Annotated in this window: 23 protein-coding genes and 1 tRNA gene; 21 read left to right on the top strand and 3 right to left on the bottom strand. The window is 53.1% G+C overall.

Features of this window, described 5'->3' with window-relative positions; translation table 11 throughout:
* Positions 1 to 3 precede the first annotated feature (3 nt).
* Both NFR25_RS04000 and NFR25_RS03995 read left to right on the top strand, forming a co-directional pair.
* The gene (locus NFR25_RS04000; protein ID WP_251197957.1) at positions 4 to 780 is read left to right on the top strand and encodes a TVP38/TMEM64 family protein; all 777 of its coding nucleotides are present in this window, start codon (positions 4 to 6) and stop codon (positions 778 to 780) included.
* A 318-nt stretch (positions 781 to 1,098) separates the two neighbouring features.
* Positions 1,099 to 3,003 (top strand): leucine-rich repeat domain-containing protein, encoded by a 1,905-nt coding sequence (locus NFR25_RS03995; protein WP_251197956.1) that lies wholly within the window; start codon positions 1,099 to 1,101, stop codon positions 3,001 to 3,003.
* An 89-nt stretch (positions 3,004 to 3,092) separates the two neighbouring features.
* Here the strand turns inward: NFR25_RS03995 and NFR25_RS03990 are convergent.
* Both NFR25_RS03990 and NFR25_RS03985 read right to left on the bottom strand, forming a co-directional pair.
* Positions 3,093 to 3,169 (bottom strand) — tRNA-Pro (locus tag NFR25_RS03990).
* Between the two features lie 71 nt (positions 3,170 to 3,240).
* On the bottom strand, positions 3,241 to 4,068 hold the full coding sequence (locus NFR25_RS03985) for a hypothetical protein (protein ID WP_251197955.1): 828 nt from the start codon (positions 4,066 to 4,068) through the stop codon (positions 3,241 to 3,243).
* A gap of 229 nt (positions 4,069 to 4,297) precedes the next feature.
* Between NFR25_RS03985 and NFR25_RS03980 the strand changes: the two genes are divergently transcribed.
* The 9 genes from NFR25_RS03980 to NFR25_RS03940 all read left to right on the top strand — a co-directional run bounded on the left by NFR25_RS03980 (position 4,298) and on the right by NFR25_RS03940 (position 13,017).
* Positions 4,298 to 5,779, top strand: coding sequence for a DUF1846 domain-containing protein (locus NFR25_RS03980; RefSeq protein WP_251197954.1), 1,482 nt, complete (start codon positions 4,298 to 4,300; stop codon positions 5,777 to 5,779).
* A gap of 3 nt (positions 5,780 to 5,782) precedes the next feature.
* Positions 5,783 to 6,730: an MBL fold metallo-hydrolase gene (locus NFR25_RS03975; protein ID WP_251197953.1), complete on the top strand. Its 948-nt coding sequence runs from the start codon at positions 5,783 to 5,785 to the stop codon at positions 6,728 to 6,730.
* A 156-nt stretch (positions 6,731 to 6,886) separates the two neighbouring features.
* Positions 6,887 to 8,815 carry an NADH-quinone oxidoreductase subunit 5 family protein gene (locus NFR25_RS03970; RefSeq protein WP_251197952.1) on the top strand — a complete coding sequence of 643 codons (1,929 nt, stop codon included), beginning with the start codon at positions 6,887 to 6,889 and terminating at the stop codon, positions 8,813 to 8,815.
* Between the two features lie 15 nt (positions 8,816 to 8,830).
* Entirely contained in the window at positions 8,831 to 9,712 is an 882-nt protein-coding gene (locus tag NFR25_RS03965; RefSeq protein WP_251197951.1) for an NADH-quinone oxidoreductase subunit H, read from the top strand.
* A 9-nt stretch (positions 9,713 to 9,721) separates the two neighbouring features.
* Positions 9,722 to 10,165, top strand: a complete 444-nt coding sequence (locus NFR25_RS03960) for an NADH-quinone oxidoreductase subunit B family protein (RefSeq protein ID WP_251197950.1) — start codon at positions 9,722 to 9,724, stop codon at positions 10,163 to 10,165.
* Positions 10,166 to 10,168: 3 nt separating this feature from the next.
* The gene (locus NFR25_RS03955) at positions 10,169 to 10,735 is read left to right on the top strand and encodes an NADH-quinone oxidoreductase subunit C (protein WP_251197949.1); all 567 of its coding nucleotides are present in this window, start codon (positions 10,169 to 10,171) and stop codon (positions 10,733 to 10,735) included.
* Positions 10,736 to 10,738: 3 nt separating this feature from the next.
* The gene (locus tag NFR25_RS03950; RefSeq protein WP_251197948.1) at positions 10,739 to 11,827 is read left to right on the top strand and encodes a hydrogenase large subunit; all 1,089 of its coding nucleotides are present in this window, start codon (positions 10,739 to 10,741) and stop codon (positions 11,825 to 11,827) included.
* Between the two features lie 4 nt (positions 11,828 to 11,831).
* On the top strand, positions 11,832 to 12,299 hold the full coding sequence (locus NFR25_RS03945) for a 4Fe-4S dicluster domain-containing protein (protein WP_251197947.1): 468 nt from the start codon (positions 11,832 to 11,834) through the stop codon (positions 12,297 to 12,299).
* A gap of 70 nt (positions 12,300 to 12,369) precedes the next feature.
* Positions 12,370 to 13,017, top strand: a complete 648-nt coding sequence (locus NFR25_RS03940) for a CDP-alcohol phosphatidyltransferase family protein (protein WP_251197946.1) — start codon at positions 12,370 to 12,372, stop codon at positions 13,015 to 13,017.
* Positions 13,018 to 13,025: 8 nt separating this feature from the next.
* Here NFR25_RS03940 and NFR25_RS03935 read toward each other — a convergent pair whose 3' ends face one another.
* Positions 13,026 to 13,256, bottom strand: a complete 231-nt coding sequence (locus NFR25_RS03935; protein ID WP_251197945.1) for a hypothetical protein — start codon at positions 13,254 to 13,256, stop codon at positions 13,026 to 13,028.
* A gap of 311 nt (positions 13,257 to 13,567) precedes the next feature.
* On the opposite strand from NFR25_RS03935, the gene NFR25_RS03930 reads away from it, so the two are divergent.
* From NFR25_RS03930 to gluQRS, 10 genes are all read left to right on the top strand, one after another.
* Positions 13,568 to 15,493 carry a VanW family protein gene (locus NFR25_RS03930; RefSeq protein ID WP_251197944.1) on the top strand — a complete coding sequence of 642 codons (1,926 nt, stop codon included), beginning with the start codon at positions 13,568 to 13,570 and terminating at the stop codon, positions 15,491 to 15,493.
* 59 nt (positions 15,494 to 15,552) lie between these two features.
* Complete coding sequence (locus NFR25_RS03925) at positions 15,553 to 16,860, top strand: phenylacetate--CoA ligase family protein (RefSeq protein WP_251197943.1); 1,308 nt, start codon at positions 15,553 to 15,555, stop codon at positions 16,858 to 16,860.
* Complete coding sequence (locus NFR25_RS03920; protein WP_251197942.1) at positions 16,860 to 17,282, top strand: amino acid-binding protein; 423 nt, start codon at positions 16,860 to 16,862, stop codon at positions 17,280 to 17,282. The genes NFR25_RS03925 and NFR25_RS03920 overlap by 1 nt, the downstream gene beginning before the upstream one ends.
* A 13-nt stretch (positions 17,283 to 17,295) precedes the next feature.
* Positions 17,296 to 18,696, top strand: coding sequence for a D-alanyl-D-alanine carboxypeptidase family protein (locus NFR25_RS03915; RefSeq protein WP_251197941.1), 1,401 nt, complete (start codon positions 17,296 to 17,298; stop codon positions 18,694 to 18,696).
* Between the two features lie 27 nt (positions 18,697 to 18,723).
* On the top strand, positions 18,724 to 19,155 hold the full coding sequence (locus NFR25_RS03910) for an FHA domain-containing protein (RefSeq protein WP_251197940.1): 432 nt from the start codon (positions 18,724 to 18,726) through the stop codon (positions 19,153 to 19,155).
* Positions 19,156 to 19,227: 72 nt separating this feature from the next.
* Positions 19,228 to 20,955, top strand: a complete 1,728-nt coding sequence (locus NFR25_RS03905) for a thiamine pyrophosphate-dependent enzyme (RefSeq protein ID WP_251197939.1) — start codon at positions 19,228 to 19,230, stop codon at positions 20,953 to 20,955.
* An 11-nt stretch (positions 20,956 to 20,966) separates the two neighbouring features.
* On the top strand, positions 20,967 to 21,554 hold the full coding sequence (locus NFR25_RS03900) for an indolepyruvate oxidoreductase subunit beta (protein ID WP_251197938.1): 588 nt from the start codon (positions 20,967 to 20,969) through the stop codon (positions 21,552 to 21,554).
* Between the two features lie 3 nt (positions 21,555 to 21,557).
* Entirely contained in the window at positions 21,558 to 21,971 is a 414-nt protein-coding gene (locus NFR25_RS03895; RefSeq protein ID WP_251197937.1) for an amino acid-binding protein, read from the top strand.
* A gap of 27 nt (positions 21,972 to 21,998) precedes the next feature.
* On the top strand, positions 21,999 to 23,318 hold the full coding sequence (locus NFR25_RS03890) for a phenylacetate--CoA ligase family protein (RefSeq protein WP_251197936.1): 1,320 nt from the start codon (positions 21,999 to 22,001) through the stop codon (positions 23,316 to 23,318).
* Positions 23,319 to 23,345: 27 nt separating this feature from the next.
* Positions 23,346 to 24,290 (top strand): tRNA glutamyl-Q(34) synthetase GluQRS, encoded by a 945-nt coding sequence (gene gluQRS, locus NFR25_RS03885; protein ID WP_275556936.1) that lies wholly within the window; start codon positions 23,346 to 23,348, stop codon positions 24,288 to 24,290.
* Positions 24,291 to 24,292: the final 2 nt, after the last annotated feature.

Here is a 24,292-nt window from a genome sequence, read left to right as displayed (position 1 = left end):
GCGATGGCGATCGATCCACAACAGCGAAAGAGCGCGGAGAGCACGCGTCAAGAAGCCCTGGATGACTCCGTCCGTATCTTTGGGCGTTCGGTCAGGAAGTCCGATCTGTTCAAGTTCTTGGGACTGATCGGATTCTTCGTCATCTGCGTTGTGGCGGTCATCTTCATGTATCCGCTGTTCAAAGATATATTCGAACCAGGCGGCGTGGATATCGTCATCGATCGCATACGCGACAAAGGGGCGTTTGGCGTTCTTATCCTTTTGGCGCTCCAATTCATTCAGGTGGTCGTTGCCTTCATTCCTGGAGAGGTCACTCAGATGGCGGCGGGCATGCTCTATGGGCCATTTTGGGGTGCTCTCATAATCTTGTTCGGATGTGCTATATCGAGCGCATTCGTCTACACCCTTGTGCACAAGTTAGGTGCACCTTTCGTGAAGGACCTGGTGCCTGAAAAGCATTTGAAGAAATTCCAGGATTTCGAGAAGACAGGTCGACTTGGGATAATCGTTTTCATCCTCTTCCTGATTCCTGGGCTTCCCAAGGATACCTTCACGTATCTAGTTCCGCTTACGGATATGAAGCTCAAGCCCTTTGTGCTGATCACTACTATTGCGCGTTCACCCGGTGTGATCCTTTCCGCTTATGCTGCTGATGGCTTGATCGAGGGTAATATCTGGACGAGCGTGATCATCTTCGCAGTGCTTATCGTGCTCGCTGTTCTTGCGCTGATCTTCAGCAACAAGATCATGGCGTTCCTTTCGCGCTATCGTAAGAAGTAATAGCGGTTGCGAGATCATACCGCAAGCAGTAAGGCTACATGGGTAGGGTCTCGGATTCATCCGTTTCGCTGTTCGCCCTTCGGGCTCATGCGCTGCACTGCCTCATGCATTTTACGGAACCCAGCTAAGCTGAGTTCTTTTTTAGTAAGTGTTCAGAATGAATCTACGACCCTACCCATATATCCTTGCTGCTTTCGCAGGAGTCCATGTGGTTTTGTTGACGAGCTGTAGGTGATGGGGTGTGCGGGGTGTGTGATACACTGCTTATATAGGGAATTGCATCTTTGCTCCCTGTTCATCATGGATAAGGAGACGCTCATGGCTGTTCAGTGCCTTCGTAGTTCGTATCTTGCTAAGCTTATTGCTGCGATCGGGGCGGTTGCCTTGTTCTTGGCGCTGGTCTTGGTCGTGCCAGTTCAGTCGGCTTTTGCACTTGAAGATGCAGAAGACAACGGAGTGACCTATACATACGGCGAGAATAACGGAATAGTTATCTACGGGATAAGCAGCTCCACTGCAACCACGGCTGTTGTCCCAGCTACTCTAGGTGGACAACCCGTTGATCGTGTGTCGCTTGGCACAGGAGTTGGTGGCGGACTTGGCTCGATTACTACGCTTGATTTTTCTAGCTGCTCGTCGCTTACTGAATTCACTTGCCAGAGCCTTACGCTCTCTTCGCTCAATCTTTCGGGCTGTTCTCAGCTTGCGCAGCTGAACCTTACCAATGTGACCGTTCCGTCCCTGAATCTTTCGGGTTGCTCTTCTATTCAGCAGCTCAATTGCGTGGAATGCGGGCTTACCTCGCTGAATCTTGCTTCTTGCACGAAGCTCGCTTCGCTCAATTGCTCTACGAATGACCTGACAGCTTTGGATGTCTCTCATTGCGGTGCTCTTACCGAGTTGATCTGCTCTGACAACAAGATTGCTTCGCTCAATGTTTCAGGATGCCCCCAACTGGTAACACTGGAATGTAGCGGCAATGAGATTCCTTCGCTCAACGTCACTGCTTGTACCAAGCTCGTTCGATTGGATTGCACTGCGAACAAGCTCACCTCGCTCGATGTTTCTCATTGCACCCAGCTTACAAGCCTTGAGTGCGCGACCAATTCGCTCGCTGCATTGAACGTTACAGCTCTTACGAAGCTTCAGACATTAAGCTGCTCAGATAACGATATCACCTCACTCGATATTTCAAGGAATACCCAGCTCACTTCATTAGAGTGCTTCAACAACAAGATCGCAAATACCAGCTCGCTCGAAGCTTGGTTGGCCGCCTCGGAGAGCCACACGGGTCAAGTAACTCCGCAGAAGGTGCAGCCACAGCAGCCAGATCCTGTTCAGCCGAGTAATCCTGATTCTGAACCTGATCCTGTCGTTCCAGTCGAGGGGGTATGGGTCCACGGTTCCAAGGGCTGGTGGTATGACTACGATGGTGAATATGCCATCCGTTGGCTCACTCTCTCTACGGGTACGTATTGGATGGGCGAAGATGGTTGGATGCGCACAGGTTGGCAGAAGATCGATAACCGTTGGTATCACTTCGCTTCGTCTGGCAAGATGCAAACTGGCTGGCAGAAGCTTGGTGGTAAGTGGTATTACTTCAATTCCGAAGGTGTCATGCAAACGGGCAAGCATAGCATCAATGGGGCTACGTATTACTTCACGGGCTCTGGCGCTATGAAGAAGGGCTGGAATTGGGAAAGTGGTAAGTGGTATCACTATGCTAATTCTGGCGCCATGCAGAAGGGCTGGATCAAGCTGAAGGGCACCTGGTATTTCTTGGATCGCAGTAACGGTGCTATGCATACTGGCTGGATCGACGATGGTGGCGTTCGTTATTACGCTAAGGCATCAGGCGCCATGCAGAAGGGCTGGCTCGATCTTGGCGGAACATGGTACTACTTCTCTCGTTCAGGCGCTATGCAAAGAGGCTGGGTGAAATCGAGCGGAAAATGGTATTTCCTCGAGAGCAGTGGCGCGATGCACACAGGTTGGCTCAATGATGGCGGCACGATGTACTTCTTGAAGGCCTCTGGCGCTATGCAGAAGGGCTGGCGAGAAGTAGGTGAACAGTGGTACTACTTCCGCGGCTCGGGTGCTATGGCGAAGCAGGCATGGATATCGGGCAAGTACTGGGTAGGCACTGATGGTGTGATGGCTGTTGATTCCTGGGTCGATGGCGGCCGGTACTATGTCAACGAGTATGGTCGCTGGGTGCCCTAGGCTTTCGTAAGGAATTTCACTGCTCAGCGCAGTGAAGACGCTCATTAAATGAAAAAGGTCGGAAAGTTCCGACCTTTTTTGTGTTTAGCTGGTCGGGACGACAGGATTTGAACCTGCGACCCCTTGACCCCCAGTCAAGTGCGCTACCAAACTGCGCCACGTCCCGATTGCTTGAAGCAGCATTGGTTATAGTAAACAAACCAAAACCTCGCGTCAAGCTTTGTGTGTACTTTGAGGTCAGTGGTGGTCATCGTTGAAGTCGGTGAGCTTGGCAAGTGCTGCACGTGCTTCCGCCTGCGCTTTAGCAAGTGCGCGAGTCTTATCTGCGAGTAAACGTTTCACTGATGCTTTGTGCGTACAAAGACGTTCATCGCAACCATCGCATGAAAGGTACTCGTTGGTCTCTTCAGCGAAACGATGTGGATAACGGTAATAATCGAATTCCCATTTCAAAAGGATGGCAAATCCACAGAGGAGCAGCGACAAGGCCCAGAAACCCCCGATGAAGACCAGTGGCGTGAACATCATGGCGTAATCCCAGTTATAGATACGGCACTGAGCGCAGCAGGTGTTCTTCATCACGAGGGTTTGGAAAGGGCACCAATAGAGGATGCAGATGATATCGGACACCGCATAGAACATCGAGATGCAGATGAGCATCTCGGCGGTTAGGACACCAGTGAAATAGAGCACGCCGATGATGGCATTGAGGGCAATCCAGAATAGCGCGATCACCACCACATCACGAAAATCCTTCTTCTTGATCTCCTCCTGGGTGCGACCAAGTATACGTGCGATCTCTTGGGAGAGCGTGGTTGCTGGGCGGGGTTTGAAGTTCTGGACGAATTGCTTCTGGCAGCCAGCGCTTTCGTCTTTGTTCGGGAAGAAGCGGCGGATCATCTCGGGGATGAAGGATACCCATACAAGGAGGGTGAATCCGATCCCGATAGCATGATAGGGGAGTTCATCGCCAGTGAACCAAGTGGGGTCAAGGATAAGCAATGCGACCGCGCATACCAACAAGAACCCACGAAAAGCGAGTTTGGCATAATGGATCTTGCTCACGCGGCTGTATGTCTTCGATCGTGCTAAGGGGTCCTCGTATCTATGAGCGGGGAATGAACAGGAAGATCGAAACGCGTCCGAAAACGGTGTTCTTAGTATTATCAAGGTGATTTTTTTGGAGTTCAAGACCCTTTATCTCGATAATGTTTAGTACTATGAAAACACCGCGATCAAAATAGATATTCAGTTGAGCGCCTCATCGATCGTAGCGAGAAAGCGAGTCATGTTCATGCGTGTTGGGTTCGATAACGACAAGTACATCTCTATGCAAGCTGAACATATTCGTAATCGCATCGACCAATTCGGCGGCAAGCTCTATTTGGAATTCGGTGGCAAGCTCTTTGACGACCTGCATGCTTCTCGTGTTCTCCCTGGCTTCAAGCCAGATGCGAAGATATCTATGCTCAAGAGCCTCATGGATGAGGTCGAGATCATCATCGCGATCAATGCGAATGATATCGAGCAGAACAAGATCCGCGGCGATCTGGGCATCACCTACGATGAAGATGTGCTGCGCCTGATGGATGTGCTGCAAGGCATGGGCTTCTATGTTGGCTCGGTCGTCATCACCCAATATTCTGGTCAGCCAGCAGCCGATGCGTTCCGTCATCGCTTGAATTCGCTTGGTATCACGTCATACCTGCATTATCCCATTCCTGGTTACCCGAGCGACATCGAGCGAATCGTTAGCGACGATGGCTACGGAAAGAACGAATATGTCGAGACCACCCGTCCGCTCGTAGTGGTGACCGCGCCTGGTCCTGGTTCGGGCAAGATGGCCACGTGTCTCTCTCAGCTCTACCATGAGAACAAGCGCGGTGTGAAAGCGGGTTATGCGAAGTACGAGACCTTCCCTGTGTGGAACTTGCCGCTCAAGCACCCGGTCAACATCGCGTATGAGGCTGCGACGCTGGATCTGAACGATGCGAACGTCATCGATCCCTTCCATCTCGAGGCTTATAACAAGGTCACGGTGAACTATAACCGCGACGTGGAGATATTTCCGGTGCTCAAGGCTATGATGGAGCGCATCTCAGGAAGCTGCCCCTATCAATCGCCGACCGACATGGGCGTCAACATGGCTGGATTCGCCATCGTAGACGATGAAGCTTGCAAAGAGGCCGCACGCAAAGAGATCGTGCGCCGCTACTTCCAGGCTGCTAACGATGTGAAGAGCACGGGTATGGGCCAAGATCAAGTTGACAAGTGCGAACTGCTCATGAACCAGGCCGATGTGAGCGTGAACGACCTGAAGGCCCGCAGCGCTGTGCTGCTCAAAGAGGAGACCACAGGCGCTCCTGTCGGTGCTATCACGTTGCCCAATGGGGAAGTGGTGACTGGCAAGACCTCTACCAACCTTGGCGCTGCAGCTTGCACGCTCATCAATGCGCTCAAGGCGCTTGCAGGCATCGACTTGGATGCGGATGTCATCTCAGACGAAGCCATCGAGCCTATTTGCGAGCTGAAGACATCAGTGCTGAATTCGAACAATCCGCGTTTGCACTCCGATGAGACCATCATCGCATTAGCCATCAGTTCTGCTACTAACCAGGTTGCTAAGCAGGTGCTCGAATGCGTCGATCAATTGCGTGGTTGCGATGCGTTCTTCTCGGTGATCATCTCCGAGACCGACGAGCAGTTCTATAAGAAGCTTGGTATGAACCTATCATGCGAACCTAAATACGAACTGCACCGCTACTATCACAAATAGATCATGAGCACTTTCGATCCTGAAGAATCTTCGCTCTCTCGTAAAGAGGTCGAGGCTCGGCGCCTTCATCAACAGCGCTTGACGCTCGACCATTCAGTTTCGACGGACAACGTTTCGAATGATCTTGCGCGCATACGCGGAGACATTGATCGCCGCTTGCAGTTGCTCGTACTGGGCAGTGGGAGCAAGGGCAATGCAGCGGTGGTGTTCGACCGTGTCAGTGGCGATGGCGTGCTCATCGATGCGGGGATCTGCAAGCGTGATGTGTTCGACTTCAGCGAGCAGGGTGGATTCGATCTGAAGAATCTGAAAGCGATCCTCATCTCTCACAGCCACTCTGATCACGTGAAGAATCTTGGCGTGATCATGCGTGGATTGCGCTCGCAAGGTATCGAAGCGCCCATCTATGCTCATGAGCTTACCTATGAACATGCGCGGGAGATGCAAAAGACGTTCGATATCAGCGATCTGAACCGCATCGATGCTGGTCAAACCATCGAACTTGGTTCGCTTCGCGTGAAGATCCTGCCCACCTCGCATGATACCGAGGTCTCGTTCGGTTTTCGCTTCGAAAGCGGGGGCGACGCGCTCGGTTTCATCACTGATACGGGCACTTTGCTCCCGGAAGCGCTCGAAGGACTGCGCGATGTTCGTATCTTGGGGCTTGAGAGCAACCATGATGAAGCGATGTTGCGCAATGGGCCTTATCCTTTGATGCTCAAAGAGCGTGTTGGCTCTGACCATGGGCATTTGAGCAACGCGCAAGCCGCCGCTGCCCTTGAGTCGCTCATCTCCGATAAGCTCGAGACGGTCGTAGCACTTCATATCTCAGAGAACAATAATACCTACCGTATCCCCGTCGAAACGTTACGTGCGGTGGTCGAGCGAGCTGGAGCACCCATTCAGGTCACCTGTGCCTATCAACATCGACCCGTGTTCATCACGTCGTGAAACAGGCTCATTCAACTGCGAAATCTCAAACCCACTTACCGAGCATAATATCTTCACAGCGATGCGTGCAAAGTGCATCGAACACAAAGCGATACAGTGAAATGCGACTATATTGGTCGCGTTTTAGTATCGGCTCCTATTAAAGGAGGAACTGGCATGGAAATGATAGGGTTTCTGATCCTGTTTCCACTTGTCATTGCCGGGCTGCTCGTCATCTTCAGGCAAGACAAGGTCAGAAATGTCATCGTGTGGGTCGCGAGCCTTGTTATCATGGGCGCATCCATCGCGATGGTTGCAATGAACATCGGCACAACAGGAACGTACTATATGTTCGATTCTGCTGTGATCGATTGGGCTTCGATCGCCATCAGCGTCATCGTTGGTGCGGTCGTCATCTTCTACAGCGTCAAATATCGCCGTAAGTGGGTTCTGGCTCTTGCTGCCATCCAGTTGGTGGGCACGCTCGTCTTCGAGTTCGGTTTCGCTCACGATATCGTCTGCCTGCGCGGTCTTTATGTCGATTCTCTCTCGCTCATCATGACCCTTATCATCGGCTTGGTCGGCTCTGGTATCTGCATCTATTCCATCGGGTATATGGAAGATTTCCAGGCAGAGCACAAGCATGAGGCTGACCGTCGCCCGCGCTTCTTCGCGTTGATGTTCATCTTCCTTGCGGCTATGTATGCGATCATCTTCTGCAATAACATGATCTGGCTCTATGCGGGTTGGGAGATCACCACGGTCTGTTCCTTCTTGCTCATCGGCTACACCCGAACAGAAGAAGCTATCGCGAATGCTTTCAGGCAGATCATCATGAATATGGTCGGCGGCATCGCGTTCTTGGCGGCGCTGTTCTATATGGCGCTGCAGTTCAACACGGTCGACTTCCTCGACTTCATCGTTATCGGAACACTGGCGCCTGCGCTCGTAGTGTTCCCGCTCACCTGTTTGAGCTTAGCGGGCATGACCAAAGCTGCGCAGATGCCCTTCCATACGTGGTTGCTCGGCGCTATGGTCGCGCCAACACCAACCAGTGCGCTCTTGCATTCATCCACCATGGTGAAGGCGGGCGTGTTCATGCTCATCAAGTGCGGTCCGATCTATGCCGTATCGTTTGGTCCTTCGATCTTCGTCATCTTGGTCGGTGGCCTTACGTTCCTGTTCTGTTCGTTCTTGGCCATTTCGCAGGTCAATGCGAAACGTGTTCTGGCGTATTCGACCATCGCTAATCTTGGTCTTATCACTGCATGCGCGGGTGTTGGCACTGCAGAGGCTATCTGGGCGGCCATCTTCCTGGTCATCTTCCACGCTATTGCGAAGAGCTTGCTCTTCTTGTGCGTGGGTACGGCAGAGCACCATATCGGTTCGCGTAACATCGAGGACATGGACTCGCTCTTCGAACGCATGCCTCGTTTGGCGCGCTTGATGATGCTCGGCATCATGATCATGTTCATCGCACCATTCGGTATGCTCATCGCGAAGTGGGCAACGCTCGTCACTCTCATCGGTACGCGCCAGATCGCGCTCATCCTCATGTTAGCATTCGGTTCTGCGGCAACCTTCATGTTCTGGGCGAAATGGCTCGGTAAGCTTGCGGGTATCGCTGGGGAGCCAGACAACGTCGAGATCACCGTGCACAAGAGCGAATGGTTCGCTGACGCGGTCATGGTGGTGCTCGCGGTGCTCGCCTGTGCGCTCATCCCAGTCATCTCGAACTATCTGGTCGAACCGTATGTTGCGTCCGTATTAGGCATGAGCATCCAGCCTATCCGTGACGAGAATCTCTATCTGTCAACCATCATCGTGCTGTTCATGGTAGTGATGATGTTCGGCGTGCTTCGTAAGAAGACCAAGGCCAAGAAGGCTAGCGTCTATCTTTCGGGTGTTTCGGTCGACAACGAATCGCGCGTGTTCTTGAATTCGCTCTCGCAGCCCCAAGAGGCTACGGTGCGCAACTGGTACATGGATGACTGGTTCGGAGAGGCGAAGCTCACGCCCATTGGCACGATCATCTGTTATATCCTCATACTCATCGCGTTCGTGTGGGCTGTTGTGTCCACTGCGGGCCTGACCATCTTGCTCTAGGAAAGGAGGCAATTCGTGGAAACGCTCATTTCGATCCTTATCACGCTTGGTGCTTCGGTCATCTTTGCGATCGTAGGTACCGTGGCCGGCTGCCTTCTTTCTGGTCTCGACCGCATCATCAGCGCACGTATGCAGGGCAGGGTAGGTCCTCCCTTGCTTCAGCCTCTCTACGATGTGCGCAAGCTCATCGCGAAGGACAACGTGGCGGTCAATGGCACGATCGGCACCTACGTGGTGTGCGCTCTTGTGTTCACCTTCATTGCAGGCGGCATCTTCTTCTCGGGCGGCAACTTCTTACTGTGCGTGTTCGTCATCACGCTCGCTGAGCTCATGTTCGTCATGGCAGCGTATGCTTCACGTTCACCCTTTTCCGAAGCTGGCGCTCATCGTGAAACGCTGCAGATCATGGCCTATGAACCGATGGTGCTCTTGTTGGCGGTGGGTCTGTTCATGGCTACGGGCAGCTTCGACCTGTCGGTCTTGCCGTTCCTCGATCAGCCTATCTTGTTCAGCTTGTGGGGAATCTTTTTAGGAATGCTCTACATACTTACGATTAAATTGAGGAAATCTCCATTTGATCTCTCATATTCACATCATGCACATCAAGAACTGGTAAAAGGTGTAACTACCGAAATGTCTGGCAAGACGCTCGCTCAGATCGAAGTGATGCACTGGTGTGAGAACATCCTGTACATGGGCTGGGTCGTCATGTTCTTCATTTGGGGCAATCCCATCTCCATTGCGATTGCTATCGTTGCTTTCATCCTCATCTACTTGTTTGAGATCTGGATCGATAACAACTTTGCTCGTGTTAAGTGGCAGTTGGTGCTGAAGTCAACTTGGATCATCACGTTGGTCTTGGGTGGCATCAACATCACCGTGCTCGCATTCCTGTAAGGAGGGAACATGTCTTCTGTTTCTAAATCTCCTTGGATCATCCATTACGACGGCTCGAGCTGTAATGGGTGCGATATCGAAGTCCTCGCGGCTCTTACGCCGCTCTATGATGTCGAGCGCTTCGGCATCGTGAATACGGGCAACCCCAAGCATGCCGATATCTTCTTGGTCACTGGTGGTATCAACGAGCGCAATATCGATGTTGTGCGCGAGATCTACGACCAGATGGTCGAGCCGAAGGTGGTCGTTGCATGCGGTGTTTGCGCCTGTACAGCGGGTATCTTCAAAGACTGTTACAACATCATCGGCGGCGTGGATAAGGCCATCCCTGTCGATGTCTATGCGCCAGGTTGCGCTATCCGTCCTGAGGCCATCATCGACGCGGTGGTCGAAGGTATCGGCATCTTGGAAGAGAAATCCAAGAAGCTCAAAGCAGAGAAGAAAGGGGCGTAAGTCATGGAACTGAATGAATCCTTTGTCCCTATCAAGGTCGAAGAGCTCTTCGATACTGCTAAGAAATACAAAGAGCAGGGCTATCAGCTTTCTCAGATGATGGCCATCCATAAAGAAGATGACACCATTTGGCTCTATTACACCTTCATCAAGGGTAACGAAGTGATCAATCGTCGTATCGAAGGCGTCATCAAGGGCGAGACCGAGATCCCTTCGCTCACTCCGCTGTTCATCGCGGTGTTCGTGAACGAAAACGAAGCGCACGATCTGTTCGGCGTGAACATCGTGGGTAATCTCATCGATTTTCAGGGTGCTTTCTATCGTTTCGCTGAAGGTGTTGAAGCGCCTATGACTATCGTTTCGCCTGAACAGCTTGCTGCTCGCGAAAAGGCTGCTAAGATCGCTAAGGCTAAAGCAGCAAAGGCTGCTAAGGAAGCGAAAGCCGCCAAGGAGGCAGCTGCCAAAGATACGAATGAAGCAGCTAAAGAAGATACCGAAGCGAAGTCAGCCGCTGAAGCGGTGAGCACTGAGGCGTCGGAAGATACCAAGACGAAAGAGGAAGGGGAGTAGAACATGGGTAAAGCGCAAGTGCTTCCATTCGGCCCGCAGCATCCTGTACTGCCCGAGCCGCTCCATCTTGACCTTGTGGTCGAGGATGAAACGGTCGTTGATGTTCTTCCTCAGATCGGATTCATCCATCGCGGTCTTGAGAAGTTGGTTGAGACACGCGACATCCATCAGTACATCTATGTTGCAGAGCGTATTTGCGGCATCTGCGCATTCGGTCACAGCTATGGCTATGCAGAGACCGTTGAGCGCTTGATGGACGTTGAGATCCCGCCTCGTGCGCAGTATCTCCGCTCCATCATGCATGAGCTTTCACGTATCCATTCGCACTTGTTGTGGATGGGTCTTGCGGCCGATGCATTCGGCTTCGAGAGCCTGTTCATGCACTGCTGGCGCTTACGCGAGCGCATCCTCGACATCTTCGAGGCGGTCGCTGGCGGGCGCGTCATCTTGTCTTATACGCTCATCGGTGGCGTTACCAAGGATATCGATGCCCCCATGCTGCAAGCTATCAAAGATAAGCTCAACAGCATCAAGAAGGAATATCAAGAGATCTGCAATGCATTCTTGAAGGACACTTCAGTGAAGAATCGCCTGGTGGGCGTTGGGTATATCTCGCCTGAAGATGCTGTCCAGTATGGCATGGTCGGTCCCTTTGCGCGCGCGAGCAATCTGAATAACGACGTTCGTTGCTTGGGCTTGGGTGCCTACGGTGACCTGGCTGATTTCCAACCGATCCTTTCGACCGATGGCGACTGCTACGGACGTGTTCAGGTCCGCGCTGAAGAGGTGCTCCAGTCCATCAGCATCATCGAAGAGCTCATCGATAAGATCCCTGATGGTGATTTCTATGTTCCCGTGAAGGGTGCTCCTGCTGCAGGCAGCGAAGCATGCAGCATCCTCGAGCAGCCTCGCGGTGAAGTTTATTACTATTGCTCTGGTAACGGTACCAAGAATCTTGAACGCATGCGCATCCGCACCCCAACCACCCAGAACATCGCGGGTATGACCATGGCGCTCAAGGGCTGCGATTTGGCCGATGTGAATATGATCGTACTCACTATCGATCCCTGCATCAGCTGCACGGAAAGGTAGGATCATGGGATATTTCAAGCTTGGAAAGATGACCCTCAAGTCCCTGTTCAAGAAGCCAGAGACACTGCGTTATCCCTATGAGACGCGGCCGTCCGTGGATGATCTGAAGGGCCATATCGAAAACGATATCATCGAATGCACGCTTTGTGGTATTTGTGCGAAGCGTTGCCCGACAGGCTGCATCGAGGTCGATAAAGCGGCAGAATCATGGACGATCGACCCGTTCGATTGCATCCAATGCCGCACCTGTGTGCGTGAGTGCCCGCAGAATTGCTTGACCATGATGCCCGATTACCGCAAGCCAGCCACTTCGAAGGTCGTTTCGATCACTACGAAGCCCGAGCCGACCGAAGAAGAAAAAGCTGAGATGGCGCGTAAAGAAGAAGAGCGAGCTGCTAGAATTAAAGCAGCCATGGAAGCAAAGGCGGCGCGTGAGAAGGCGAAGCAAGAAGCCGCAGATAAAGCGGAATAACAGGCTTCCAGCACGCAATCGTTTCCAGCATCGGGCCTACGGGCCCGATTTTGCTCACTGAGGAGGGATAATGTCAACGCACGAGACGTATGAAGTTTCGAATAAGATCTTCACGCTTCCGAACGTGTTGTCATTCATTCGTCTGCTCATGATCCCCGTATTCTTGGTCCTTCTCTTCAACGACTTCAATTTGGCTGCCACGCTCGTCTTCGCTATTGCAGCATCGACCGACTGGGTAGACGGTCAGGTGGCACGTCGTACCAATCAAGTATCGCGCTTAGGGCAGCTTCTCGATCCTGCTGTTGATCGCCTTCTGATGATCTCGGGTGTAGCGGGCCTTTTTTTCATCGGGCGCTTGCCTTTGTGGATCATCCTCTTCGTGCTCATCCGCGATCTTATCTTGCTCGTGGGTGGCGCTTATATCTTGGAGCGCTATAAGGTGCGTGTTCCGGTCATCTATCTTGGCAAGGTTGCCACAACACTGCTCTATATAGGTTTTGCAGGCATCTTGCTCAATTTCCCCTTGTTGCCTGGTCTTGGCGTTTGCGATCTTCCTTGGTTGCCAGGTTTTTCAGCAGAACTCTACTCTTGGGGTTTCTGGTTCGCTTATGCGGGCATCATCTTGAACATCTTCACCACGTCTTATTACATCGGCAAAGGGCTTCAGGGTGTGAAGCGAGCTCGTAAGCAGGAAGCTAGCGGACAAGAGCATGGCTAGGAACGAATCTAACGCCCGCGGCGGTCGCGATCGCATGGGAAAGCGGCAAGGATCGAATCAGGCTCGTAGCGCATCTCAGGCAGGCTCTGGGCGTAAGGCTCAGGCATCGCGTGTTGGTCGATCAGGCAATGTTTCAGACCGCCCTGCAGGCACTCGTCGAGTCGCCTCTCGTCGCAGCGCGGATGCAGCATCACAAAAGGATCTTGAGCGTACGAGAAGCGTTCATGGGAGCTCTTCACGAGCACGTTCTAGTGCGACGAACGATCCAATTCGTACATCACGTACATCACGTGCATCGCGGTCGACGCGTTCTGGTGCACAACGATCTGCTGCATCACAGCGCACTACGCGCCGCGACACTGTCTCTGCGACCAGCTCAGCTCGTGCTCGTCGCAATACGATTGATCCTTCTGATGCCCAGCGCACTCGCAGCCAAGTTTCGCGAACAAGAGCTCGAAGCGATCAAGCAGGACGAACTGATACTGCATCGCGCTCACGGCGAGCTGCTCGTGATAGCAGCCCAACGCACACAGGTGGTATCCCTGCCAACGTGCTGAAGAACCCATCGCAAGGTTATAAGCAGCAGGGCGATGAGCCTTCGAAGGCAGCAAGAGCAGCGCGAGGCATCGGACATGCGTGCGCTTGGTTGTGGCATAAGAGCAAAGCGGTCTCTGTGGCACTTGCGCTGGTCATCGTGGTGGTGCTGGTAGGTTCGGTCGATGCGCTCGCTAACATGAATCGCATCTACCAAGGTGTGAGCGTGGGTGATATCGACCTTTCAGGCAAGACCGTCGATGAGGCAACAGCCCTGATCGCTCAAGAATATGAGCCACGCGTTTCGGGCAACACGATCGTCTTTTGCGCCAATGAACAGGTGGCTTCTGATGCTCAGGCTCACAGTGAAGAGCGCGATACGCTCGAAGAGCAGATCAGCTATGAAGAATCGCTTGCCTCTCGCGATCGGTGGACCGTGAATGCTCAGCATATCGGCGCCACCTTCGATTCGGCGATGTACGCCGAGATGGCTTACCAGGTGGGACGCAATGATGGCTGGCTATTCGGTCGTCTTCAAGCACAGGCCTCAGGCATCGATATCGAACCTGAATGCACCTTCAATGCGACATCCTTTGACGAATTGCGCAACGAGATCATCGCGGCATTGGGTACGAAGATGGTCAACTTCGATGTCGAGATGAAGGATGGACGAGCATCCGTCACTCAGGGTCATGACGGCTATGAAGTGCCTCAAGAATGGTTGACCGATCACCTCAACGAAGGCTTCTTGGACAAAGAAGGTGAATCGCGTTTCATCGTGAGCATGGAAGATGTGCCTGTGCAGATCGATGAAGCCGCGGCTCAGCATACTGCATCTCTGATCGATGCGTCTTTGCCTACTGGGGCGCTCTTCCAATATGATGACGCTCAGTGGTTTGCGGATGCGGCTACGCTCGCTGACTGGACCTATACCGAGGTCCAGGAGGATGGAAATGGCTATGCGCTCACTCCGCTCTTCGACGAGACCAAAGCGAACAAGGCTATCATCGCTGGCTTCGATTTCACGTTCACGGGTTCCAACTATACCGTGCAGTTCACCAATGATGACGGAACCATCATGGTGAACACCAACGCAACAGGCACGGTTCCTCAGGTTCGCCTTGCGATATCCGAACTCAATCGAACATTCTTCACAGAGCATGGTCGCAGTGCGGCTCCTACGACGGATATCACATCTGCTGAGATACCTGATCGCATGACCTTCGACGAAGCGCGTGACTATGGTCTTGTCGTACAGATATCCTCTTTTACCACGCAGTATGCATCGGGGGCTAGTGCACGAAACAACAACATCCATGTAGCGGCCGATGCGCTCGATGATTCGATCTGCAAAGCAGGGGAGAGTTGGTCATTCTTGGCGCTTTCAGGCGAGACCACTGCTGATAAGGGATATCAAGATGCAGGCGCCATCGTGAGTGGAGAATACTCCGATGCGATCGGTGGCGGCATTTGCCAGGTGGCCACAACAGTGTTCAATGCGGTCTACGAAGCAGGATATCCGATCGAGAAGCGCTATAATCACTCGCTCTACATTGCGAGCTATCCTGAAGGACGTGATGCGGCTATCGCGTACCCTGATATGGATCTGATCTGGTCAAACGATACCGATTCTGACGTGCTGCTCGTGATGTCGTATACGAATTCGTCGGTCACTGCGACGCTGTATGGAACCGATCCTGGATATGAGGTGACCACTACGTATGGCGAATGGCAAGCTGGTGAACCATTCAAGACCGTGATCCGTCAGGATTCCGATTGGCCCGTGGGTAAGGAATTCGTCGAGACTCAAGGCACCGATGGGCGTTCGATAACAATTGTCCGTACCGTTAAGGACCGATATGGCAATATAATTCGAGAGAAAGAATTCAATTCAAACTATCGACCGAACAATAAGGTCATCGTTCAAGGGTCCGCACAGTAGGGCCATACGTATCAAAGACATGCTATGGTGCATGTCGCCAAGGGGAGAGGAAGAAACGCGTGTTCTATCAGCCTGAATTAGAAACGATGCCGCGCGAGGAGCTCGATCAGCTTCAGTTGGATCGTTTGCAGCATCTTGTGGGATACGTCTATGAACGCATCCCATTCTACAAAGAAGCCTTCGACAAAGCAGGCGTGAAGCCAGAAGACATCAAGAGCTTGAGCGATCTTGTGAAGCTGCCGTTCACCACCAAGCAAGACCTTCGTGATGCTTATCCGTTCAAGATGTTCGCAGTGCCGCAATCCGAAGTTGCGCGTATCCACTGCTCATCGGGAACCACGGGCACCGCAACGGTGGTCGGTTATACCGCTAAGGACCTGGAGGTGTGGGGCGACTGCTTCGCACGCTTCCTCTATGCTGCCGATTGCGGCCCAGATGCTATCGTTCAGGTGGCTTATGGTTATGGCCTGTTCACGGGTGGTCTGGGCGCCCATCAGGGTGGAGAAAGGGGTGGTCTTACCGTTCTTCCTATGTCGAGCGGTAACACTAAGCGTCAGGTGCGACTGATGCACGATTTCAAGGTCGATGTGCTCGCTTGTACCCCTTCCTATGCGCTCAATATCGCCGATGTTGCCATCGAAGAAGGATTCGATCCTGCTAAGGACTTCCATATCCACGCAGGCATCTTAGGCGCAGAACCTTGCTCAGAAGCCATGCGTTCCGAGATCCAGGACAAGCTGGGCATCCAGGTGTTCGATATCTATGGTCTATCCGAGGTCATGGGTCCTGGTGTTGCGTGCGAATGCCAGATGCAGGATGGTCTGCATGTATGCGAGGATCATTTCATCATCGAGGTCGTCGATCCGCAAACGCTCGAGCCAGTTCCAGATGGCCAATGGGGCGAAGTGGTCTTCACCACGCTTTCCAAAGAATGTTCGCCGCTCATCCGTTATCGTACGCGCGATATCTCGCGCATCATCACGGGTCAGTGCGAATGCGGTCGTACCTTCCGACGTATGGACCGTATCACTGGTCGTACCGATGACATGATGATCTTGCGTGGCGTGAATGTGTTCCCGTCCCAGATCGAAGAAGAGATCGTTTCTTTCCCCGAGATCGTTTCGCAGTACCAGCTCATCCTTACTACTCGTGGCGCGCTCGACCATGTTGAACTGCAGGTGGAGACCGTGCCCGATTTCCCCTTCGATGAGGTAGCACGTTTGCAGCAGCTGAAGAAGGATCTTGAGAAGGCACTGAAGGATAACCTGCAGATCGCAGTTGATGTCAAGATCGTTGAACCGAAGACCATCGAGCGATCCGAAGGTAAGGCGAAGCGTATCATCGACCTAAGAGAAGGGCTGAAATAATGATTTCCCAATTGACGGTATTCCTTGAGAATCGTGAAGGCCATCTAGCCTCTGCAGTGCGTACTATTGCCAGTGCAGATATCAATATGCAAGCGATGTTCCTGGCCGATACTAAGGATTTCGGTATCTTGCGCATCTTCTGCGATACGCCAGAGAAAGCTTGCAAGATCTTGAAAGATGAAGGCTACCAGGCTCGTTTGGTCGATGTGGTCGCGGTGAAGGTCGATAACGTCCCCGGCGCGCTTTCTAAGCTCTTCGACTATCTCGATAGTAAAGATGTGAACGTGGAATACGCTCACTGCTTCATCGTGGGCGATCACGCTATCGATATCCTAAAGGTCAACGATCCTGCTCTTGATGTGAAGCTTGCAGCTGAAGGATTCGAGGTTTGCAAACCAGAAGATGTGTACCTTGTTGACTAGTCGAGAACATCCCATGAATACACGCGCACGATACGCAGGCATCCTTGCTTGCGTATTTGCGTTTATCGTGAGCCTATGCGTGCTGCCTGCTGCGGCGCAAGCTGAGGTGCGCAATTCTGACGTAGTGCTCGGTCAGACCATCGAAGCCCAAGGATTCACAGCTTCTCAGGCACCGAATATCGCTGCCGAATATGCCTACCTTATCTCGAGCGATGGCACTACTTATTTCGCGCGAAACCCCTACGAGCAGGTTCACATCGCTTCCATTACGAAGATCATGACCGCCGTGGTCGCGCTCGAATACGGAGGAGACCCTTCGCAGACTGAGATAGAGGTGAGCCAGGCAGCTGCTTCGATCGGTGAATCATCCGCTATGCTCAAGGCGGGCGACAAGCTTTCGCTCGAGTCTGCTATCAAAGCGATGATGATCTGCTCGGGAAATGATGCTGCTCAAGCTATTGCGGAATCGCTGGGTGGACGCATCCTCGAAGAGCTCCAACGCGATGCGAGCATCCCTGAAGACGAGATGCCGCAAAATGGTTACGATGCATTCGTCTACGCCATGAACAAGAAAGCGCTCAGCCTTGGCATGAACGACGCGCGTTTCAGCAATCCGCACGGACTTGACTATGATCAATATTCAGGGGATATGCATTGCAGTGCGCAGAATGTATCGACCATGTCGCGTGCCGCCATGGAAAACGAACTGTTCCGTCAGACCGTCGCTACAGCCAAGACCAAGATCCCTGTTCAGCGCGATGGTGAGTGGATCGACATCGAACTTGAATCGACCGATGTGCTGCTGGGAAACTATGAAGGAGCCTGTGGCATCAAGACTGGTTTCACCGAGATGGCGGGGGAGTGCTTTGCGGGCGCATGCGAACGCGATGGCGTGACGCTCTATGCGATCGTGCTCGATTCTACGACCGAATCACAGCGTTTTGCTGACTGCCAAGCGCTCTGGGATTGGGTCTATAACAACACGGTCGATGTGCCGCTCGTCACCTCTGATGAAGTGGTAACGTGCATGCTCAATGGCAACCAGGTAGAAGCGCCTGTGGTGGCGCATGTGAGCCACAAAGGATGGACCGATACCACCTTCCGCGCAACGCTTGCGAACCCTGAAGAGACCGTAGAAGTGTTCCGATATGAGGGAAATGTGAGCCAAGAGGTCATTTTTGATGACGTTACCTCGAGCGTGCGCGTGGGAGACAAGGTCGGTACGGTAAACTTCTATCAGAACAACGAGATCATCAAGACGATGGATCTGGTGGCTGCTGAAGACTGTGCGGGTCCGAATTTCTTCGAAGGTATCGGCATTTGGTGGAGCAGGCTCACGGGAGGAGCATCGGAGGCTGCTAGTGAAGTGGTCGCCACGATGCCCATCATCTATGGTGCAGATGCAGCTCGATAGAGAGTCGATGAAGTAAGAGGATAGATCATGAAATGTCCAATTTGCATGAACGAAGCGAACAATGATGGAGATACCTGTTCGGCTTGCGGATACCACTTCCAAGAGGCCACCCAACAGTTCGCCGCGATAACCGTCGATCCTGAAGAGGCGAAGCCTGCTGCTGAAGATGCTTCAGTGGCTACTTTGACCATGTGCTATGGCAAGCAGGAGGGTTTGGTCTTCAAGCTCGATTCTGATCTAGTGCAGCTGGGTCGCTCTCCTAAGTGCGGCGTCATGCTCAACGATATGACCGTCTCGCGTGTGCATGCAGAACTTGCCAAGATCAATGGCGAGTGGGTGATCAACGACTGCGATTCGTTCAATGGGGTTTGGGTCAATAACCAGCCAGTCAAACAGGCGGTCCTCCATAGTGGAGATCTGCTGCAGATCGGTTGTTTCGTCATTCGCTTCTCTGAATGATGGCAATGCCATTCGTCGACCTAGTGAGCGGGCTGCATGGTCCGCTGCGTCATATCGATCAAAGGATAGAATATGGAATTCTTATCGGGTAATGAAGCTATCGCGCGTGGCGCCTGGGAAGCAGGCTGCCACATCGGTACGGCTTATCCGGGCACGCCTTCGACCGAGACCATGGAGACCTTCGCAACGCTTCCTGATGTGTATGCTGAATGGTGCCCGAATGAGAAGGTCGCGCTCGAGGTTGCCATGGGCGCTTCGGCAGCGGGCGCACGTGTTCTTGTGACCATGAAGCATGTGGGCGTGAACGTATGTGCAGACCCGCTCTTCACGGCTTCTTATACGGGCGTGAATGGTGGCCTGCTGTTGCTCGCAGCTGATGATCCAGGGATGTTCTCCTCTCAGAACGAGCAGGATAGCCGCTACTACGCCATGGCTTCGCTCGTGCCCATCCTTGAACCGAGCGACTCTCAGGAAGCCTATGATCTTGCGAAAGCCGCTTACGGTCTTTCCGAAGAGTTCGATGTTCCGTTCATGATCCGCTCGACCGTGCGCATCTCGCATACGAAGACTCCTGTTGAAGTTGGCCAGCGCGAAGCGGTTCCTGTAAAGCCTTATGAGACCGATCCCGCGAAATGGGTGATGATGCCTGCGTTCGCGAAGCCGCGCCGCAAAGTGGTGGTGAAACGTGTTGAGGCGATGAAACAATGGGTAGAGACTTGCCCGTTCAATCGTATCGAACGTGGAGATGACTCTATCGGTATCATCTGCGCGGGTGCGGTATATGAGCATATCAAAGAAGCTTGCCCTGATGTTTCAGTGTTCAAGCTTGGTGTTACCTGGCCCTTGCCTGCGCAAGCTTTGCGCGATTTCGCTCAAAGCGTGGACAAGGTCTACGTCGTCGAAGAAGCTTCGACTTATCTTTCTGACGCAGTGCGTGCTTGTGGTGTGGCGCTGGACGAATTCGTGGTGCCATTGCCACCTGATGGGGAAGTGCATCCTGAAGACATCTTGCGCTCTTTAGGAAGACCACTGCCGCCTCATCGTGACACTCCTCAAGATGTTCCTGGTCGTCCACCAGCGCTGTGCCCGGGCTGCCCACATCGCTTGGTCTTCAAGGAGCTTGCTCGTTTGAAAGCTATCGTTACTGGCGATATCGGTTGCTATACCCTGGGGGCTCTGCCGCCGTTATCAGCCATGGATACGACGCTCGATATGGGTGCATCAGTCTCTATGGCACACGGTTTCGAGTTGGCGCTCGCGGGCAGCGAACATCGTCCTGTTGTGGGAGTCATCGGCGATTCGACCTTCGCGCATTCGGGTCTTTCGAGCTTGGTGAATACGGTCTACAACCGTGGTGCTGGCACGATCTGCATCCTCGATAATCGCACCACCGCTATGACCGGCCAGCAGGGTAACCCCTTCAACGGGATCACCTTGCAGGATCGAGAGAGCACTGAGTTGAACCTGCCTGCGATCCTTGAAGCGCTTGGTGTCGATCATGTGAGCGTGGTCGATCCGCTTGATATGAAAGCAGTGCGCGCTACGCTCAAAGAAGCGGTCAGCCGCGATGAGCTTGATGTGATCATCTTCCAGTCACCATGCGTATTGCTGAGCAAGGAAAAGGAGCCAACATATTTCGTGAATGAGAAATGTCGTGCATGCGGTGTATGCGTATCGCTTGGTTGCCCTGCCATCTCGACCGATCGCGAAAGTGGTTTCACTTCTATCGATCCCGAGCTGTGCAATGGCTGCGGGCAGTGTGAACAGTACTGCGCTTTCGGCGCTATTGAGCAGGCATAGGGGGAATGTTCATGTCAGAATCTCAAACCTATACCATCCTTCTCTGTGGTGTTGGCGGACAGGGCACCATCACGGCAGCCGATCTGCTCGCGCGTGTTGCGAGCGCTGCTGGCAAATGCTGCAAGGTCTCCGAGATCCACGGTATGGCTCAGCGAGGTGGCGCGGTCACCACAGTGGTTCGGTTCGGAGACAAAGTATCCACCATGGTCTGCGATGAAGGCTGTGCGAACAACATCGTATCTTTCGAGATAACAGAAGCACTGCGCAATCTGGCTTTCCTTGCGGAAGATGGTGTGCTGGTGGTGAATGACGAAGAGATCAAGCCGCTGCCCGTTCTTACAGGCAAGGCGTCGATGCCAGCTCATGCGCGCGAGCGCTTGGTGGAGATGGGGGCTACTCTCATCCCAGCTGGCGCGCTCGCCCGTGAAGCGGGCACCGCGAAATGTGCGAATGTGGTATTGCTAGGAGCGCTTGCCCCAAGCCTGCCATTCGAATTCAAGATCTGGGAAGACGTCATCCGTGAGAACGTGCCTCCCAAGACCATCGATATCAACATCGAGGCATTCCGCCTGGGTGTAGCATATGCGCAAGGAGAGTAGAACATGGCTGTTCAGCAACTGAGTGTTTTCATCGAGAGCAAAGTCGGGCACTTGAAGCGCATCTTAGATGCGTTCGTAGAGAATGACATCAGCGTGAAAGGCTATGCGCTCTCTGATACGGGAGATTACGGCATCGCGCGCTTCGTGGTGGACAAGCCTGAACGGGCTTTTACCGTGCTCGAAGGCATGGGCGCAGCGGTCAAGCAGACCGATGTGCTGTGCTTGAAGCTCATGGACGTTCCTGGCGAGCTAGCGCGCGTCTTCGATGTTATCGCAAAACAGGACATGAACGTGAAGTATAGCTATTCGCTCATATCCACGTATATCGCGATAGGTGTGGACGATGTTGTGAAAGCGGAATCTGCCCTTGTCAATCAGCCTGTCGAACTGGTCTCTCAGGTCGACTTCTCTTCTTAGGATCCGTATCGAAGGAATCGTGAACTCATGAACGATGCTATAAAGACCCCGATGTACCAACCCGAGATCGAGACCATGTCTCGCGATGAGATCCGTGCGTTGCAGCTTCGCAAGCTGAAGGATCAGGTTGCGTGGACCTACGAACGCGTACCGTGGTATCGCGAGAAGATGGACGAAATGGGCGTGGTGCCTGGCGATATCCAGACGCTCGATGATATTCGCAAGCTGCCCTTTACTGACAAGTCGGTGTTGCGCGATACTTATCCTTTTGGGCTCTTTGCGATCCCTATGGACGATGTGGTGCGCCTTCATGCTTCATCTGGTACTACGGGAAAGCCGATCGTTGTTGGTTATAACGAGCATGACCTTGATGTTTGGCGCGACTGTATCGCGCGCTTAGCTCAGATGGCGGGCGTTGTTCCGTCTGACCGCGTGCAGATGGCCTTTGGTTATGGCATGTTCACGGGTGGCTTTGGCTTGCACTATGGCTGCGAGCATCTGGGTTGCATGGTGGTGCCAGCGGGATCAGGCAATACGGAGCGTCACCTGATGATGATCAACGATTATCAGACAACGGTGTTGATCGCGACACCGTCTTATGCCATGCATATGTGCGAATATGGCGAAAAGCACGGCTTTGACTGGGAGAACTCTAGCTTGCGCGTGGGTCTGTTCGGCGGTGAGCCGTGTCCGCCTGCGCTGAAGGAAGAGCTTGAGAGCCGTATGCATATCACCTGTACCGATAACTATGGCCTTACCGAAGTGATGGGTCCTGGTGTTTCAGGTGAATGCTTGGCTTCACGCGATATGCAGCATATCGCAGAAGATCACTTCTTGTGGGAGATCGTCGACCCTGAAACGGGCGAGCCGCTGCCAGAGGGTGTACCTGGCGAACTGGTGCTCACCCCGCTCGATAAGCAGGCGTTTCCAGTGCTCCGTTATCGCACGCACGACCTGAGCTATGTAACGACCGAACCTTGTGCCTGTGGCCGCACTCATGCGCGCATGAAGAAGGTGCGTACGCGCACAGACGATATGCTCATCATTCGCGGTACGAATGTATTTCCTTCCCAGGTCGAAGACATTCTGGCGGGTATCGAAGGCGTGAGCCCGCATTATCGTATCGAAGTGGATAACGAATCGGGCCTTGATCATATGACCATCATGGTCGAACTGCTGCCAGAAGCATTCACTGATTCTTTTGAAGAGATGGATAAGTTCCGCAAGCATATCCAATCAACGCTCAAGGATTCGATGCTCGTTTCCTCTGATGTCAAGTTGATCGAGCCAGGTGGTATCGAACGCAGCTTTGGTAAGACCAAGCACGTTACCGACCTTCGTAAATAGCTATTTCGCGCAGATGCGCATAACATCATGAGCTCTGGATCGAACAATGAACGTCCTGTACTGGTCGGCCGCTTTGCGCCCAGCCCGTCAGGACGTTTTCATGTGGGAAATATCTTCTCGAGCATGATCGCTGCTTTGGTGGCTGACAAGATGATCTTGCGCATCGAGGATCTTGATCCCGATCGGTCCAAGCAGCGATTCGTGGATGCAGTGATGCGCGATCTGGACTGGTTCGGATTCGAATGGGTAGGGGAGGTGCTCTATCAGAGCGCCGCACAGCGCCAACAGGCATATGCGGCAGCACTCGGATCGCTTGAGGATCAGGGGTTGGTCTACCCATGTTTCTGTTCGCGCGCAGACCTTCACAGCGCCCGTGCGCCACACAGAGGCGAGGAATTCATCTATCAGAATACCTGTAAACATCTGAGTGCCTCCGAACGTGCGGAGCGAGCGCTCACGCGCGATCCTGCTTTACGTCTCGATGTTAAGGATGCAGGCGTTATTTCTTTTGATGATCGCTTCCAGGGGGAGCGGGATTATGATCTGCCTTGTTGTGCGGGAGACTTCATCGTGCGTCGCAGTGATGGGGTGTTCGCATATCAGCTCGCAGTGGTAGTAGATGATGCGGCAACGGGGGTAACATCTGTGGTCCGTGGCGTTGATCTGCTCACCTCGACTCCCAAACAGATATACCTGCAGCGGCTCTTAGGATTTGGAACACCTGAATACGGTCACGTTCCTCTCTTCGTTGATGAAGAGGGCCGCAAGCTTTCGAAACGCAATGAAGACGCATCGCTCGAGCATTTGATCGAACAGCTCGGTATGGGTCCGCGAGATATTCTGGGTTACCTGGCGTATTTAGGCGGGATCATTCCTGAACGTGAGCCAATGAGCCTTGAACAGCTTAAACGCTATGCGAATCTCGATGCACTGCATGATGTGCGCAAGATAGTTTGGCGCGCTCCGCGATGATC

It is taken from the genome of Anaerotardibacter muris, from assembly GCF_943192915.1.
Lineage (GTDB): Bacteria > Actinomycetota > Coriobacteriia > Coriobacteriales > Eggerthellaceae > Anaerotardibacter > Anaerotardibacter muris.
The sequence above is the reverse complement of the archived record's forward strand: the minus strand, read 5'-3'. Positions and strand labels throughout refer to the sequence as shown.

What these genes read in the sequence shown, in the direction of transcription:
- NFR25_RS04000 (WP_251197957.1), top strand. Translation starts at nt 4, where the DNA reads ATGGCGATCGATCCACAACAGCGAAAGAGCGCGGAGAGCACGCGTCAA.
- NFR25_RS03950 (WP_251197948.1), top strand. Translation starts at nt 10,739, where the DNA reads ATGGGTAAAGCGCAAGTGCTTCCATTCGGCCCGCAGCATCCTGTACTG.
- NFR25_RS03915 (WP_251197941.1), top strand. Translation starts at nt 17,296, where the DNA reads ATGAATACACGCGCACGATACGCAGGCATCCTTGCTTGCGTATTTGCG.
- NFR25_RS03890 (WP_251197936.1), top strand. Translation starts at nt 21,999, where the DNA reads ATGAACGATGCTATAAAGACCCCGATGTACCAACCCGAGATCGAGACC.
- NFR25_RS03940 (WP_251197946.1), top strand. Translation starts at nt 12,370, where the DNA reads ATGTCAACGCACGAGACGTATGAAGTTTCGAATAAGATCTTCACGCTT.
- NFR25_RS03980 (WP_251197954.1), top strand. Translation starts at nt 4,298, where the DNA reads ATGCGTGTTGGGTTCGATAACGACAAGTACATCTCTATGCAAGCTGAA.
- NFR25_RS03945 (WP_251197947.1), top strand. Translation starts at nt 11,832, where the DNA reads ATGGGATATTTCAAGCTTGGAAAGATGACCCTCAAGTCCCTGTTCAAG.
- NFR25_RS03895 (WP_251197937.1), top strand. Translation starts at nt 21,558, where the DNA reads ATGGCTGTTCAGCAACTGAGTGTTTTCATCGAGAGCAAAGTCGGGCAC.
- gluQRS (WP_275556936.1), top strand. Translation starts at nt 23,346, where the DNA reads ATGAGCTCTGGATCGAACAATGAACGTCCTGTACTGGTCGGCCGCTTT.
- NFR25_RS03970 (WP_251197952.1), top strand. Translation starts at nt 6,887, where the DNA reads ATGGAAATGATAGGGTTTCTGATCCTGTTTCCACTTGTCATTGCCGGG.
- NFR25_RS03920 (WP_251197942.1), top strand. Translation starts at nt 16,860, where the DNA reads ATGATTTCCCAATTGACGGTATTCCTTGAGAATCGTGAAGGCCATCTA.
- NFR25_RS03955 (WP_251197949.1), top strand. Translation starts at nt 10,169, where the DNA reads ATGGAACTGAATGAATCCTTTGTCCCTATCAAGGTCGAAGAGCTCTTC.
- NFR25_RS03905 (WP_251197939.1), top strand. Translation starts at nt 19,228, where the DNA reads ATGGAATTCTTATCGGGTAATGAAGCTATCGCGCGTGGCGCCTGGGAA.
- NFR25_RS03995 (WP_251197956.1), top strand. Translation starts at nt 1,099, where the DNA reads ATGGCTGTTCAGTGCCTTCGTAGTTCGTATCTTGCTAAGCTTATTGCT.
- NFR25_RS03960 (WP_251197950.1), top strand. Translation starts at nt 9,722, where the DNA reads ATGTCTTCTGTTTCTAAATCTCCTTGGATCATCCATTACGACGGCTCG.
- NFR25_RS03900 (WP_251197938.1), top strand. Translation starts at nt 20,967, where the DNA reads ATGTCAGAATCTCAAACCTATACCATCCTTCTCTGTGGTGTTGGCGGA.
- NFR25_RS03975 (WP_251197953.1), top strand. Translation starts at nt 5,783, where the DNA reads ATGAGCACTTTCGATCCTGAAGAATCTTCGCTCTCTCGTAAAGAGGTC.
- NFR25_RS03910 (WP_251197940.1), top strand. Translation starts at nt 18,724, where the DNA reads ATGAAATGTCCAATTTGCATGAACGAAGCGAACAATGATGGAGATACC.